General features: G+C 56.3%; 11 protein-coding genes and 1 tRNA gene. 8 read left to right on the top strand and 4 right to left on the bottom strand.

From position 1 onward, the window contains the following. Positions 1-70: 70 nt before the first annotated feature. Together secA and KCG46_RS09410 are read left to right on the top strand one after the other, a co-directional pair. Positions 71-2,845 carry a preprotein translocase subunit SecA gene (secA, locus tag KCG46_RS09405; RefSeq protein ID WP_218404972.1) on the top strand — a complete coding sequence of 925 codons (2,775 nt, stop codon included), beginning with the start codon at positions 71-73 and terminating at the stop codon, positions 2,843-2,845. Between the two features lie 35 nt (positions 2,846-2,880). Next, the gene (locus tag KCG46_RS09410; protein WP_218404973.1) at positions 2,881-3,636 is read left to right on the top strand and encodes a sulfite exporter TauE/SafE family protein; all 756 of its coding nucleotides are present in this window, start codon (positions 2,881-2,883) and stop codon (positions 3,634-3,636) included. 30 nt (positions 3,637-3,666) lie between these two features. On the opposite strand, the gene KCG46_RS09415 is transcribed toward KCG46_RS09410, so the two are convergent. Then, a tRNA-Asn gene (locus KCG46_RS09415) sits at positions 3,667-3,741 on the bottom strand. 188 nt (positions 3,742-3,929) lie between these two features. After that, positions 3,930-4,748: an NAD kinase gene (locus KCG46_RS09420; protein WP_218404974.1), complete on the bottom strand. Its 819-nt coding sequence runs from the start codon at positions 4,746-4,748 to the stop codon at positions 3,930-3,932. 162 nt (positions 4,749-4,910) lie between these two features. Here KCG46_RS09420 and KCG46_RS09425 point away from each other — a divergent pair, with 162 nt between their 5' ends. Further along, complete coding sequence (locus KCG46_RS09425) at positions 4,911-5,753, top strand: EAL domain-containing protein (RefSeq protein WP_218404975.1); 843 nt, start codon at positions 4,911-4,913, stop codon at positions 5,751-5,753. 122 nt (positions 5,754-5,875) lie between these two features. On the opposite strand, the gene KCG46_RS09430 is transcribed toward KCG46_RS09425, so the two are convergent. Beyond that, a complete protein-coding gene (locus tag KCG46_RS09430) occupies positions 5,876-6,907 on the bottom strand; it encodes a sugar kinase (RefSeq protein ID WP_218404976.1) in 1,032 nt (343 codons plus the stop codon). Further along, a complete protein-coding gene (locus KCG46_RS09435; protein WP_218404977.1) occupies positions 6,904-8,565 on the bottom strand; it encodes a glycosyl hydrolase family 28-related protein in 1,662 nt (553 codons plus the stop codon). The genes KCG46_RS09430 and KCG46_RS09435 overlap by 4 nt, the downstream gene beginning before the upstream one ends. A 169-nt stretch (positions 8,566-8,734) precedes the next feature. On the opposite strand from KCG46_RS09435, the gene KCG46_RS09440 reads away from it, so the two are divergent. Genes KCG46_RS09440 through KCG46_RS09460 form a run of 5 tightly spaced genes read left to right on the top strand, consistent with a single transcriptional unit; the run spans position 8,735 to position 15,138 of the window. Beyond that, positions 8,735-11,584 (top strand): TonB-dependent receptor, encoded by a 2,850-nt coding sequence (locus KCG46_RS09440; protein WP_218404978.1) that lies wholly within the window; start codon positions 8,735-8,737, stop codon positions 11,582-11,584. Positions 11,585-11,610: 26 nt separating this feature from the next. Further along, on the top strand, positions 11,611-12,393 hold the full coding sequence (locus KCG46_RS09445) for a 2-keto-4-pentenoate hydratase (RefSeq protein WP_218404979.1): 783 nt from the start codon (positions 11,611-11,613) through the stop codon (positions 12,391-12,393). Beyond that, the gene (locus KCG46_RS09450) at positions 12,390-13,394 is read left to right on the top strand and encodes a TRAP transporter substrate-binding protein (RefSeq protein ID WP_369410186.1); all 1,005 of its coding nucleotides are present in this window, start codon (positions 12,390-12,392) and stop codon (positions 13,392-13,394) included. The genes KCG46_RS09445 and KCG46_RS09450 overlap by 4 nt, the downstream gene beginning before the upstream one ends. Next, a complete protein-coding gene (locus KCG46_RS09455) occupies positions 13,394-13,861 on the top strand; it encodes a TRAP transporter small permease (protein ID WP_218404980.1) in 468 nt (155 codons plus the stop codon). The genes KCG46_RS09450 and KCG46_RS09455 overlap by 1 nt, the downstream gene beginning before the upstream one ends. After that, on the top strand, positions 13,861-15,138 hold the full coding sequence (locus KCG46_RS09460; RefSeq protein ID WP_218404981.1) for a TRAP transporter large permease: 1,278 nt from the start codon (positions 13,861-13,863) through the stop codon (positions 15,136-15,138). The genes KCG46_RS09455 and KCG46_RS09460 overlap by 1 nt, the downstream gene beginning before the upstream one ends. Positions 15,139-15,198 lie beyond the last annotated feature (60 nt).

Here is a 15,198-nt window from a genome sequence, read left to right on the forward strand (position 1 = left end):
TCCAATTGTATTTCCAGAATTGTATTGGCCCCGGAAGCGCGGGCCAGATCCACATTAAGGCACACCTTCCATGTTTGAATCGCTAATGAAATCGGTCTTCGGTTCCTCGAATGATCGCTACATCAAATCTGTCGGCAAAATCGTAAATGAAATCAACGCGCTTGAGCCGCAGCTTCAGGCGCTTTCCGATGATGAACTGCGCGGCCAAACGGATAAGTTTCGCGGCCTTTTGGACGCGGGCAGCACCCTTGATGACATTATGCCGGAAGCGTTCGCGACCATCCGCGAAGCATCTGTTCGCGTGTTCGGCATGCGCCACTTCGATGTCCAGTTAATCGGCGGCATTGTGCTGCATCGCGGCGAGATTGCTGAGATGCGCACGGGTGAGGGTAAGACCCTGATGGCGACGCTCGCTGTCTATCTCAACGCGATTGAGGGTAAGGGCGTTCACGTTGTGACCGTGAACGACTACCTCGCCGCGCGTGACGCGGAATGGATGGGGCAATTGTACAACTGGATGGGTCTGACCATCGGTGTCGTCGTTCCGAATATGGACGAAATGGCCAAACGCGATGCGTATAATGCCGACATTACATACGGTACCAACAATGAATATGGCTTTGATTATCTGCGCGACAATATGAAGCATGAGCGCAGCCAGATGGCGCAGCGCCCGTTTAACTTCGCCATTGTTGATGAGGTGGATTCGATCCTGATCGATGAAGCGCGGACCCCGCTGATTATCTCTGGTCCGACAGAGGACAAGTCTGACCTTTATGTATCGCTTGATGAGGTCGCGAAAGAGATCCCCGAAGAGTGGTATGACAAGGATGAGAAGACCAAAAACATCCAGCTGAACGAAGATGGTCTGGACAAGGTTGAAGCTCTGCTGATCGAGAAAGGTCTGCTGGAAACAGAGAACCTCTACGACGTGGAGAACACCCAAGTCGTCCATCACCTCGATCAGGCTCTCAAAGCCGTTCACATGTTCAAGCGCGATGACAATTACATCGTGAAGAACGACAAGGTTGTTATCATTGATGAGTTCACCGGCCGCATGATGGATGGCCGCCGTTGGTCAAACGGTCTTCATCAGGCTGTCGAAGCCAAAGAGGGCGTGAAGATCGAGCCTGAAAACCAGACGATGGCTTCGATTACGTTCCAGAACTACTTCCGGATGTATCCAAAACTGTCCGGCATGACCGGTACGGCAGCAACCGAAGCGGCAGAATTCTGGGATATCTACAGCGTCAACTGCGTCGAGATTCCCACCAACCTTCCTGTCGCGCGGATCGACGAGGAAGATGAGTTCTACAAGAACACGATGGACAAATTTGCGGCAATCGCGCTGGCCATCAAAGAAAAGAACGAGATCGGCCAGCCGGTTTTGGTCGGTACGGTCTCGATTGAGAAATCCGAACTGCTCAGCGAATTCCTCGACAAAGAGAACGTGACGCACGAAGTTCTCAACGCGCGTCAGCATGAGCGCGAGGCGCATATTGTGGCGCAGGCCGGCCGTCTTGGCGCGGTGACTATCGCCACCAACATGGCGGGCCGCGGTACCGATATTCAGCTGGGTGGTAATCTTGATTTCCGGATCGAAGATGAAACCGGAACGATGGAGGGCGGACCTGAAAAGGACGCCGCCATCGCCAAGATCAAAGAGGCGGTCGCCGAAGAGAAGCAGAAGGTTCTCGAAGCGGGCGGGTTGTTTGTGCTTGGCACGGAACGCCATGAAAGCCGTCGGATTGATAACCAGCTGCGCGGCCGTTCGGGCCGCCAGGGTGATCCGGGTCTTTCGCGTTTCTACCTGTGTCTTGAAGACGATCTTCTGCGCATCTTTGGCCCGGACACGCTGTTTTCAAAAATGATGAATTCGAACCTCGAAGATGGCGAGGCAATCGGGTCCAAGTGGCTGTCAAAAGCGATCGAAACGGCCCAGAAAAAGGTTGAGGCGCGCAACTACGATACGCGTAAGCAGGTTGTTCAATACGATGACGTGATGAACGATCAGCGTAAGGTGATCTACGAGCAGCGCGGCGAGATCATGGAGTCTGAAACGGTCGATGATGTTGTGCTCGACATGCGCCACGATTCGATCAATTCGATCATCGCGGCCTCGTGCCCGCCAGGGTCATACCCGGAGCAATGGGATATCGAAGGCCTTAAGACGAAAGTCGAAGAAGTGTTTGGCCTCACCATGCCGTTTGAAGAATGGGTTGGCGAAGACCAGGTTGAACCGGAAATCTTCGAAGAGCGCCTGCGCACTGAAACCGACAGATTGATGGAAGAGAAGGTCGCCAAGAACGACCCCGCGATCTGGCGTCTTGTGGAAAAAGATGTGCTGCTGCGTCAGCTCGATTTCCATTGGAAAGAACACCTCGCCACGCTCGATGCGCTGCGTCAGGTGATCTGGATGCGCAGCATCGCGCAGAAACAGCCGATCAACGAATACAAACAAGAAGCATTTGGTCTGTTTGAAAACATGCTCGACACGCTTCGTGAGGAAGTGACGAAGATCCTGTTCAAATCTGAAATTCAGGTCGCGCAGCCACAGGCCGAGGCTCTGCCTGATCTGCCGGACTTCCTGACCGGACACATCGATCCGCTTACAGGTCTGGACAATTCGGACGATGGCGATGGTTCGGCGCAGCGTCCCGAGTTGTTCGGCTCACTTGCCGGATCGCCGCGGGCAGCTTCGGGATCGGGCGGTTCGAACACGGACAACCCATATGCAAACCTGAACGTGAGCCGCAACGCGCCGTGCCCATGTGGCAGCGGCAACAAATACAAGCATTGCCATGGCGCAGCGACGACGGCGGGTTCAAAGCTGAGCGCTGAATGAGGCGCAAACGGGCTTAGGCAGGGGATGCGCGCGCGATGATCGGAGCCGTTCCGGCACTCTTGGCGCTCGCGTTCCTGCTTACCGCGCTGCTCTACGCCAGCGTGGGTTTTGGCGGCGGTTCTACTTATGCCGCGCTGCTGGCGATTTCGGGTCTAGATTACCGGCTGCTGCCGATGGTGGCGCTGGCTTGCAATATCGTGGTTGTCGCGGGCGGAACCATCCGCTTTGCGCGTGCAGGCGTAACGCCGTGGCGCGGCGCGCTGCTTATGACCGCTCTGGCGGCTCCTGCCGCGTTTTTGGGCGGCCTGATATCTATTGGTGAAAGTAACTTCATGTTGCTGCTCGGGGCTAGCCTTGTCCTGACAGCGGCGACCATGCTGCTGCCGGTGCGCGAAGGGCAGGCCGGTGAACCAATGCGTCTTGCCCGCTATATGCCCTTGATCGCGGCGCCCCTTGGCTTTCTGGCAGGCGTCGTAGGGATCGGCGGAGGCATTTTCCTTGCACCGCTGCTCCATCTCACGCGGTGGAAAGACGCCCGCGCAATCGCTGCAACGGCAAGCCTGTTCATCCTGATAAATTCGCTGTTCGGCCTGGCGGGGCAATTGCTTAAGCAGGGGCCGGGAGCTTTTGGCGGCGCAATCGGTGCGGCGCTACCGCTGCTCGTTGCGGTCGCAATTGGCGGCCAGATCGGTAGCCTGATGGCGGTGAAAGTGCTGCCGAAACGCTGGATCAGATGGCTGACAGCGGCGTTGGTGCTTGTTGTGGGGGTACGGCTGCTATCAGTGAGCTGAAGCGGTGCCAAAACCTTCAATGTAAGAAAATGGCTCCCCGAGTTGGATTCGAACCAACGACCAAGTGATTAACAGTCACCTACTCTACCGCTGAGCTATCGGGGAACAGCAACCGGTATGTCTCTCCGGTGCGAGCAGCGCCTATATGGGCGCGCGGATTTCTTTGCAAGAGGTGTTTTGGTTTTTCCGCACACCATCCGGTGCGCGAATTCCTCGGCCCATTCGGGCCTGCGGACGGGCGGTCGCCCTTGCGGTTGCGATGCAACCGATTTGCGCCTGACTAGCAGTTTTTCTCAATCAGTTACAAATTGCTCTGATACGATGCGTTCTTCCAGCGACTGGCCTGGGTCAAACAGCAATTCTAGCTCCGTATCGCGCGCTATTTCCAAAGTAACCTCGGCAATATCTCGGAGTTCTTTCTGGTCGGCCACGGCAGCGACAGGGCGCTTCTGCGGGTCGAGCACGCGCAGCTTGATACGCATATGGTCAGGTAGGATCGCGCCGCGCCAGCGGCGGGGGCGAAACGGGCTGATTGGGGTGAGGGCAAGCAACTCACTGTCCAGCGGCAGGATCGGGCCGTTCGCAGAGAAGTTATACGCGGTCGATCCCGCAGGCGTTGCCACCAGCACCCCGTCGCCAACCAGTTCTTTAATCCGAACCCGGCTGCCCACTGTGATTTCGATCTTTGCGGTCTGGCGCGTTTCACGCAACAGTGAAACCTCGTTGATAGCGCACAGAGTTTGTGTTTCACCGTCCTGCAGGACAGCCTCCATCCTCAACGGCGCAATGCTTTTCCGGTGCGCCTTGGCAAGGCGGTTGGCGATCACGGCGCGCTTGTCATAGCGGTTCATCAGGAAGCCGACCGTACCCAGATTCATGCCGTAAGCAGGTACAATCCGCCCGGCATCCAGCATTCCGTGGAGAGCTTGAAGCATAAAGCCGTCCCCGCCCAGAACCACGGCCACGTCAGCCTCTTCAATCGGTGCCCATTCCACTTGCCCGAGAAGCGCCTCGTAAGCCGCCTGGGCTTGCGGAGTTTCCGACGCGAGGAGAGCCATGCGCGCAAACGGATTGGTCAATCCATTGGTCGCGCCGTTGGTCGCAGTAGTCATATCCGTTTTCAGGCCCCCTCAGGCATGGTGCCGATGCCGGCATATATGGGTCGACATGCCGCCGCGATCCCAAACGGCATTAGTCAGTTATCCTGATGTTCCAATTTCGGTCGGATTGCAATTGGTGTAAGCTTTCTGGAGTAAGTCCGTTAAAGGCGCGCTATGAAATCGAACCGATCATCTTTGACCCATTCGTTGAGAGAGCCAACCCGCGGTTCATTTCCCGGCGTGAAGGAGTCTGCGCTCGACAGTGATTTGCTAAGCGCGCTGGACCGACAAGAGATCGAGGTTCTGTTCCAACCACAGTTTTCCGGCAGCACCGGCGCCGTTGTCGGCGCGGAAGCGTTGGCGCGGTGGCAGCATCCGACGCTTGGCGAAATCGGCGCGCGTGATCTTTTCGCGATTGCGGAACGGGCTGCGCTTGTCGCGCCTTTGTCGCGTCATGTGGTTGCCCGCGCGCTGAAAGATGCGGCGGCTTGGCCAGAAGAGCTCAGCCTTTCGCTCAATATCACGCCTGAAGAGATGGGCGATCCCCGTTTTGCGGCGGATTTTGCTGAATTGATCGGGCAGAGCGAGATTGCTCCGTCGCGTTTGATGCTGGAAATCACGGAGGATTTGCTGCTCCGCAATCTGAAGCAGGCGGGCGAGGCGCTTGGCGCGCTGCGCAGCCTCGGTTTCCGGACCGCGCTTGATGATTTTGGCGCAGGCTTTTGCAACTTCCGTTACCTGCGTGAATTGCCGCTGGACGCGATCAAGCTGGACAAGATTATGGTCGATGGCGTGCCCAGCGATGCCAAGGCTCTTGCCGTGCTGCGCGCAATTATCGCGCTCGCCCGCGCGCTCGAACTCGACATCTATGCCGAGGGAATCGAAAGCGAAATACAGCGCGCAGCGATTATTTCGGAAGGGTGCGAATACTGGCAGGGTTTCCTGCGGGCGCAGCCGATGAAAAGCGATCAAGTGCTTGAATTGGCCAAGACAGCGCGCGGACGCGGACACGGTTGAGCGGCGTCCGATACGAGCGTCCGAAATCGGGAAGCCGAACCGCTCCGCTGAATGTCTAACATTGGGGTGGAAAGCGGACACCCGCTATGATAACAATTCCGATACCTTCGCAGATTTTACATCTACCTTTGCACTCTGCCCGAACCATCGCCGGACATGAGTTTTTTGACCTCAGGCACGGTGACCCGGTTGAAGTCGCCAAGGATGGTGTGCTTGAGCGCGCTGGCTGCGACAGCGAACTCCAGGCTCTGCTGGCGGTCTTCGTAAGCATTCAGACCATAGATCAGCGCCGATGCAAAGCTGTCACCACCGCCGACACGATCGACAATATCGGTCAGCTCGTATTTCTTCGACAGCATGAAGCCGCCTTCGCGCGTGCGCAGGCATGCGGACCAGTTGTTGCGATCCGCGTTTAGGCTCTCACGCAAAGTGATCGCGATGGTGTGCATCTTGGGATAGATGTCGAGCACCTTCTGACCCAGCGCTTCGTATTTGGCGGTATCAAGCTCGCCCGATTCCACGTCGACATCGACCGTTATGTCGAGCGACTTCTGGCAATCCTCTTCATTGGCAATGCCAACATCGACATACTTGACCAGTTCACGCATCACTTCGGGAGCGCTCTTGCCATACTTCCACAGCTTGCCACGGAAGTTGAAGTCGCATGAAACTGTTACTCCAGCCGCTTTGGCGGCCTTGAGGCACTCCATCGACAAATCAGCCGCCGATTGGCTCAATGCCGGAGTGATACCGGTGATATGCAGCCACTTCGCGCCTTTGAAGATCGTCGGCCAATCGAACTCATCCGCACCCGCATTGCAGATCGAGGAATTTGCGCGGTCATAGACGACCTTTGAGGGACGCTGGTTAGAGCCGGTCTCCAGGAAATAGATACCAACCCTATCACCCGAACGGCTTACATGTGCGGTATCGACTCCGAACTTGCGCAGTTCCATAATCGCGTTTTCACCAATGTCGTTATCTGGCAGTGCGCTGACAAAGCCTGAATCAAGACCGTAGTTCGACAACGCCACTGCAACATTGGCTTCGCCGCCGCCGAAGGTCGCTTCAAACTCATGCGACTGGAAAAAGCGCTCGTGACCCGGCGTTTTGAGCCGAAGCATGATCTCACCGAACGAAAGGAATTGAGTCATTGGGCGGCCCCTTCGGAATTTCGCTGGTTCAATTGATACTCGTAAAGCGACGGCACGGCGGTGACCTTTGCGTTCATCGACTCCACGTAAGGCTCAGGCCTGTGGTCGAGGACGATTTCGCGGTTGCCGTGCATACCGATCACCCGTGCATCGGGACCTTCCGAGCCACCAAGAATAACGACTTGCTCGTCGGGCGCAACACCGCCTTCGACAATGACTTTCACATTCCAAGCCGTGTTGTAACGACCGTGGCCGGGTTGCCAGTAACCAGCCCCCCCTGCCTTGTAGAGATCGTATAGCGGATTGCCGTCTTCACTTGTCTGGTCAGGAGTGAGGTGCACCGTCACGTTATCGTAAAGGTTCTGGTGATTTGCTCCGGCATGCTGGTCGAGTGTGGGCGTCATCCAGACGGCCGAATTGGTGTAAACCGACTTGGTCGATTGCGTGTTGAAGCTAAGCGCGTGAATGGTCGGGTTGTAGACCGTCAGATTGTCGATCAGGACATTGTGCACATTGCCGACGTGGACGCTGTAATGGGCTTTGTGTTCACCCTCGGTGACGATATTCTCGATTGTCACATTGGCTATATCATCGGTCAGGATGCCGCTATCACCATCCTTTATCCGGACATTGCGGATCCAGCCATTGTGAACGCCAGTGAAGTAAACTCCATTATAGCCAGCTTCGTTATGATGCCCGAAATAGGGGTTTTCTGGAAATTCCATCGCGAAGTCTTGCAGGCCGACATCGGTCAGATGCTCCCAGCGAGCAAAGTTTGCGGGCAATTCAGAATTGATGTCGTGCAGCAGCGGATCGGCAATCGTCACTTGATCTCCGTTGACAGCGAGGATTTTGGTAGCCTGCCGCACTAACGGTCGTTCAGGCATTTCCCAGTGGCGGCTACCGACTTTGAGCTTGGTTTCACCATAGAGTGATGCAATCAGCGGTCCGTCCGGTCCCGCACGGTTGTGCCAGTGGATTTGGAGTACTTGGCCAACGGAAAGATCACTAATGTCGGCAACGGTCAATTCTCGACCGCCGCGAACCCCGGAACCAATGTCGGCAATCACCTCGATCGGACGGTCGTAGCGTTCAAGATAGGTTGCATGCCGGCCGCCCGGAACGCGCGTCCAGATAAAGCCGGCGCTCCAGCTATAGGGCGAGAAGATGACTTCGAGATTGGCATCCTTCTGCCGTTCGTACTTGTCGTTCTCGACCAGATATTCGCGGATCTCCTTCAGCGCACCGCCGTCGTCGATCTGGTTGAGCGGACGGGGCATATGGAGGACGGTGCCGCCATCGCCCATACCCATTCCCGAAAGCACAATCCCGCTCTTCTCGATCCACAGTATCTCGGACAGCAAATAGCGCCCGGTATGCATCTGGACGCGCACAGGACCCGTCGCTTCGTGCGCCGCAGCAAGAGCCGCTTTCAAAGCAATGCTATCGTCCTTGCCATCATCGGGTATCGCACCATGGTCAGCAACATCAATGACATTTCCGACATGTGGTATGGGTTCCACTCCAAATCCGTAACCAGCATAAGAGAAGTCCGGGAGATATGTGTCCGATCCGCCACTGTTATCCGTCAGGATGGTGGGTAAATCCTGTGCAGCAAGCGGACCTGCGGTCAAAACGAGCGCTAGAGATGTCGACAAAAAATCTATCTTTTTCAACTTTCTGGCCTTGGATTTCCGCATTCTCGCATCCCTCATATCAATTTTTTCAATTTGAGTATTGACGTTGAATGGCACCGGTGTCAATTAATTAGGTAACCGGTGTCAATTGAGGGGTTGAATGGCCAGAAAGCCGGTATTGGGAGGAAATATGATGAATTCTACAGGCGCCATTGCTGCGAAATCCCGGATCGGTTCTCGCGCAGGAAAAACCGCTTTCCGGCTTGCGCTGCTCACGTCGGCGATGTGCATCGCGCTGCCCAATGCGGCATGGGCACAGGATCAGGGCGAGGCGGACGAAGGGCCACCTGTCGAGAACGAAATCGTCGTCACCGGTGAGATTGCCCGTACGATTGAAAGCTCTCTCGAAGCCAAGCGCCAGCTCGATGTGATCGGCGATGCCATTGTCGGTGACGATATTGGCGACCTTCCGGACCTCTCGGTAGCGGAGACGCTTGAGCGAGTTGTTGGCGTTACCTCGGACCGTTTCAAGGGCGGTGCATCGGAACTGTCGATCCGCGGCCTGGGTGCTTTTCTTGGCTCATCTTATCTCAATGGGCGCGAAATTTCTTCGGGCAGCGACGGGCGCGATGTCAATTTCGGGCAATTCCCTTCCGAACTGATCAATGGCGCAATCGTCTACAAATCGCAGCAGGCCAGCTTCATCGAAGGCGGGGTTTCCGGTATCATCGAACTGAAGACGCTAAAACCGCTTGATTACGGCAAGACCCGTCTACAGATTCAGGCGCTGGGCGGATATAGCGATTACGAAGACCGCGTTACCGATGGCGATCCCTTCAATTACCGTCTTACGGCTTCCTATGTAGACCAGTTCCAGCTTGGTGATGGACAGCTTGGCATTGCGATCGGTGGTCAAATTCGCCGCGACACAGCGCCGGAAGATATCTTCACCAGCAGCTCGACCTATCGTCCCTGCAACACGATCGAGGGTGTCGATCAGAGTAATAATTGCGCGTACGACACTGACGCGGCGGGTAATCCTACCGGCGCGTCGGATACATATTTCGTATCCAACCAATATATTTATCGCGCAATGAAAACGCAGGCTGATCGCGATGCGGTCATGGCGACCATCCAGATGCAGCCTTCGCCCAATTTCGAAATCACGCTGGACGCGCAATACTCCTATCGCGACGATATCGAGGAGCGGGGTAATTTGGTGGTTGCCGATGGTCGCCGCGATATTGCACCGATCGAAATTTCACCTACTGGAGCGCTGCTCGCATGGAGCGGTGAGACGCGGCTGGAGAACCAGTCGGTCTGGCGCCAGCGGACCGAGGAATACATCGGGCTTGGGTCCAACATCGCCTGGACGAGCGGCCCACTGACACTCGACGCCGACTTCTCTTACTCGCAAACACAGCGTCGGCAGGACGAGCTGGACATGCGTATCCGGACCAACCGCCGGGTGTTCTATGAGATCGATCGCCGGGGTGTGAATATTCCAAACCTTACGCTAACCGACACGAATCCGGTCTCGGATAATCTGGGCATTCCGTTCGATCTCAACAATCACGATCTCTACAACAATGGTGCTCGCGCACGTCGCCGCCTTGAGAATATCGATGACGGTATTTTCGCTGCGCGCCTAGATGCGACTTACGAGACCGAAGGATTTTTCAAGTCCTTCCAAGTCGGGTTTCGCTATGCTGACCGTCAGCGCGTTCAGGACGACGGTATCGACTCTACGTTGCCGTTGGTTGCCGGAAATTATCAAAGCGCCGGCGCCATCGCTGCTCGCAGCGATACGTTTTTGGTCGAGGACCTGTTCGAAGGCGATAGCAACACCACCATGCAAGGCTTGACCTTTGCGACCTGGGATGCGCGCGCATTGTTCGCGGCATTGACTGGCAATATCAATGCAGGTGTTCCAGCGATTGGCGTTTCAACTTTGTCGACGCAAGATACCGACGTCACCGAAAAGACCTATGCCGGGTATGTTCAGGCGAATTTCGATACGATGATGTTCGGTGTTCCCGCGCGCGGCAATATCGGCCTGCGCGGTGTGAAAACTGACCTGACATCAGTCGGAGTGAGCTCGGCGTTGGTTACCAGCCCTGGCCCCGATCCTGACACGATTACGATCACCGAGGTCGGCGATCCGGTCATCAATGTGGAACGCAATTCGTTCTGGAACTGGCTGCCAAGCGCGAACCTGATCCTTGAGCTTGACCAGGACAAGCTGCTGCGCTTCGCGGCATATCGCGCGATGGCCCGGCCTGATCAGCTCAATCTATCAGCAGCGCTTAATTTCGATGATACCGCTGATCTCGGCGATCTGGGGTCGATTGTTAGCGCCAGCGGCAACCCATTCCTCGAACCGCTAACCTCGTGGAATGGCGATATCTCGTTCGAATGGTATGCCTCGAAAACGACTTCGCTCTCCATTGCCGCCTATGCGAAACAACTGCAGACCGGCTTCCGGACCGATGTCACCCCGCTGACGATAAATGTCGACGGCGCTCCAACCGATGTCATCATTGGCCGGACGGTGAACTCGGGCGATAAGAGCCATTTGCTTGGTGTCGAAATTAACGCCCAGCACAAGTTCGACTTCGGATTGGGTTTTCAGCTTAGCTACAACTTCGCGGACTCGAATTTCGAGTTCCCAGATCCTGTGGTGGTGAGCGGCAATGCAATCGCTGACTTTACAGAGCCGGCAAACATCCCAGGCTATTCAAAGCACTCTGCCAATGCGACGGTTTTCTACGAAGCCGACTGGTTCAGCACTCGGCTCGCGTATAAATGGCGGTCCCGCTATTTCAAACCGTTCCGGACCAGCCAGAACCGCTTCACCGAAGATCAGGGCTTCCTCGACTTCTCGCTCAATGTCGACATTGTCGATGGCGTGCAGGCGCGCTTCCAGGTCCTGAACATTCTTGACGAACCGAACATCTTCTATCGTCCAACTGGTGACAGTCTGGCGCAGGCGGACTATTCTGGTCGCCGGTTTTTCTTCGGGCTGCGAGGGAAGTTCTGATTGGGCAAGGCAGTCGGCAGAGCATCATGAGCGATATGTTGACTGATTCGGATGAACGCCTTCGTGCGATCTCCAATACTCTGACCGGAGCCCGGCGTGCAGGGATTGCACTGCCGGGTTTCCCCGGCGAGCTTCCCGAAACCTTTGCGGATGCGTATGAAATCCAGCGGCTTTCACGAGAGGCGTGGTCCGATCGTGTTGCTGGATGGAAAGTCGGAGGCGTGCCTTCCGCCTTTGTCGAGCACTTTAAGGCAACCCGCCTTACGGGCCCAATCTTCGCCGGTTCGGTGGTACTTGTATCGGATGGCGAAACTGCCGAAATGCCGGTCTTCGACTGTGGCTTTGGCGCGATCGAACCCGAGTTCATCATAGAGCTCGGAGCCACACGCTCGGGGGATCGGATGTATATCGGGGCTGAAATTGCCAGCAGCCCGATACCGGCTATCAACGATGTCGGACCTATTGCCGTGATTAGCGATTTTGGTAACAACAATGGTTTGCTATTGGGCGCGGAGATCGAAGATTGGCAGTTGATCAGTCCTGACCAGACGGCTGTAGAAACGCATATAGACGGGGACTTGGTCGGCTCTCGGATGCTAGACAGCTTCTGGGCTGATGCAGGTAAGGCGCTTGCCTTCATGTTCGATCACGCGAAGGCGCATAATATCGAGCTGCCGCCCGGCACGTTCGTGTCCACTGGCGCTATCACCGGCGTCCATGAGGCAGAGATCGGTGCAAGATCGAAGTTGGATTTTGGACAGTTTGGTTCTCTCGAATTGACCCTCACCAAAGCGGAACCGCTAGCGTGACACTGATCGGGCGCAGAGATCTAATGGTCGGCGCGGCCGCCGCTGGCGGGATGATCGCGCTGGCTGGGTGCAAACCGCGTTTGTCGAACGTGTTTACCTCAGCTGACACGCATGTCAGCGACTACCCGACTGTGCAGGCGGTTGAGCGTTTCGGGCAATTGTTGTCGGAGCGGACCAACGGACGACTGGGCCTAAAAGTCTTTGCGGGCGGTCAGTTGGGTAACGAGCGTGATACGCTGGAAGTGACCGCATTTGGTGGGCTCGATTTCAACCGCGTGAACCTTGCCCCGCTCAATTCGATTGAACCGACCACGCGCGTGCCATCGCTGCCCTTCCTGTTCGAATCGACCGAGCATATGCGGACCTCGCTCGATAGCGAGATCGGCGATGAAATCCTTGCAACGCTCGAGCGGCATGGGTTGATCGGCTTGTGTTTCTACGATTCTGGAGCGCGCTCGTTCTACAATACGCGCGGTCCGATCAACACGCCGGAAGATATGCGCGGGCTCAAACTGCGCGTCCCAGGGTCCGACCTATACGTTGCGATGGTCAAGGCGCTGGGCGCGGATGCAGTACCGATGCCGCTGGATGAAGTGTATCAATCGCTATCGCAGGGTGTGATCGACGGGGCGGAAAATAACTGGCCTTCGTTCGAGAACGGCCGCCATTACGAGGTGGCAACGTATTACAGCCTCACGCGGCATCTGTTGGCGCCTGAGGCGTTCGTGATGTCCAAAGTCAGTTGGGACAAACTTTCGGCTGAAGACCAGGCAGTTGTCCGGCAATCTGCAAAAGACACGGTACCCTACATGCGCACCTTGTGGGATGCGCAGGTCGAAAAGAGCATGAAGGTCATCGCCGATGCGGGCGTCGAGGTGAACGAAGTAGACCCCGCGCCGTTCACCGCGTTGATGACCGATATGTGGGCGGATTTCATCGATACGCCCGAGCAGCAGGCGCTGGTTGATCGTATCATGGCAATGCGTGGGGGTAATAGCTGATGCGGGTCATTTCCGACTGGCTGGTAAAGTTCGGCGCTGCCGGATTGATCCTGATGACGGCGATTATCGGCTGGCAGGTGTTTGGGCGCTTCGTGCTCAATTCCAGCCCGTCCTGGTCCGAGCAGGGATCGATGGTGCTGATGATTTGGTACGTTTTCTTTGCTGCGGCAGCAGGTTTCCGCGAGGGGTCTCATATTCGTATCGGTTTGCTGGAGGATTCAGTATCTGAAAGCGCGGCGCGAAAAATCAGACTGGTTATCAACGGGGTTGTCGCGTTGTTTGGCGTGGTTCTGCTTGTCTACGGGGCCCAACTCGTCTGGCTGGTGTGGGATTTTGTTATCCCGTCGCTGGGTGTGAGCCGGGGCGCTGCCTACCTACCAATACCATTTTGCGGACTGCTAATCGTACTGTTCGCCGTGACCAATTTCATGGCCGAATGGCGCGGCGAGAAAGTGCAGGCCGACTGATGGAAATCCTTGTCCTTTTCGTGGTTCTGCTGCTGCTGCTCGCACTAGGTGTGCCGGTGGCGATTGCGTTGTTTGGCGCAGCGCTCGCGACTTTTGCCGTGATCGACATTCCGCTGGTGGTCGCAGTCCAGCGCATGGCGGCGGGGATCAGCGTGTTCACGTTGATGGCGATCCCGTTCTTCATCTTTGCCGGTGACCTGATGTATCGGGCAGGGATAGCTGAGCGGCTGGTCCGTGTTGCCGATGCTGCCTTCGGACGCATGCAGGGCGGTCTGGGTGTGGTCAATGTCGGCGCATCAATGATGTTCGGGGCCGTCTCTGGTTCTGCCATCGCCAGCGCATCTGCCATCGGCTCCAGCATGGTCCCGCTGATGGAAGAGAAGGGTTATCCCAAAGACTACTCGGTCAATATCACCGTTACTGCGGCCATCGTCGGGCTGCTTATCCCGCCATCGCACAATATGATTATCTACGCCGCTGCATCGGGTATCGGTGTTTCGATCGGTGATCTGTTTCTGGCGGGCATTGTTCCAGGTATTCTCACCGGTTCGATGCTGGCGCTGACTGCCTGGATCGTGGCCAAGCGCCGTGGTCTTCCGAAGGGCACGTTCCCTGGTTGGCGCCAGTTCTTTCGCGCGGTCGTTTACGCCTTGCCCGGCGTGATGACGGGGGTCATCATCATGGGCGGTATCCTCAGTGGCTTCTTCACGCCTACTGAATCTTCAGCCATTGCCGTGATCTACACGGCGCTAATCGGCACGTTCGTCTATCGTAGCCTGGGCTGGAAGGGTTTTACCGAAGCTGCAGCCAAATCGGTCCGTACGGCATCTATGGTGTTGTTCATCATCGCAGCAGCAACCGCCTTTGGCTTTGCGCTAGCCTTGCTGGAAGTACCGCAGCAGCTTGGCGGGTTGATTGGCATGATGACCGACAATCCGATCATGACGCTGATCATCATCAACATCATGCTGCTGGTCCTGGGAACTTTCATGGATATGGCACCGCTGATCGTGATCACCACGCCGATCTTCTTGCCAGTCGCGATGTCCACTGGCGTTGATCCAGTGCATTTCGGCATTATCTTGATGATCAATCTCGGGATCGGCCTCGTGACACCGCCGGTGGGCTCTGTGCTGTTCGTTGGTTCGGCAGTCGGAAAAATGCCCGTTCCGGCAATGGTTCGCACCATCTGGCCGTTCTATTTGACGCTGATTGCAGCCTTGGTGCTCATCACTTTTGTGCCTTCGCTCTCCATGTGGCTGCCGCAGGCATTCTGATACTTCAATTTCTCCGCTTTTGCTCTATGGTCCGTGCGGACTGAGCGGCGAAGGGTAGAA

This window comes from Erythrobacter crassostreae (assembly GCF_019204045.1).
GTDB classification, from domain to species: domain Bacteria; phylum Pseudomonadota; class Alphaproteobacteria; order Sphingomonadales; family Sphingomonadaceae; genus Erythrobacter; species Erythrobacter crassostreae.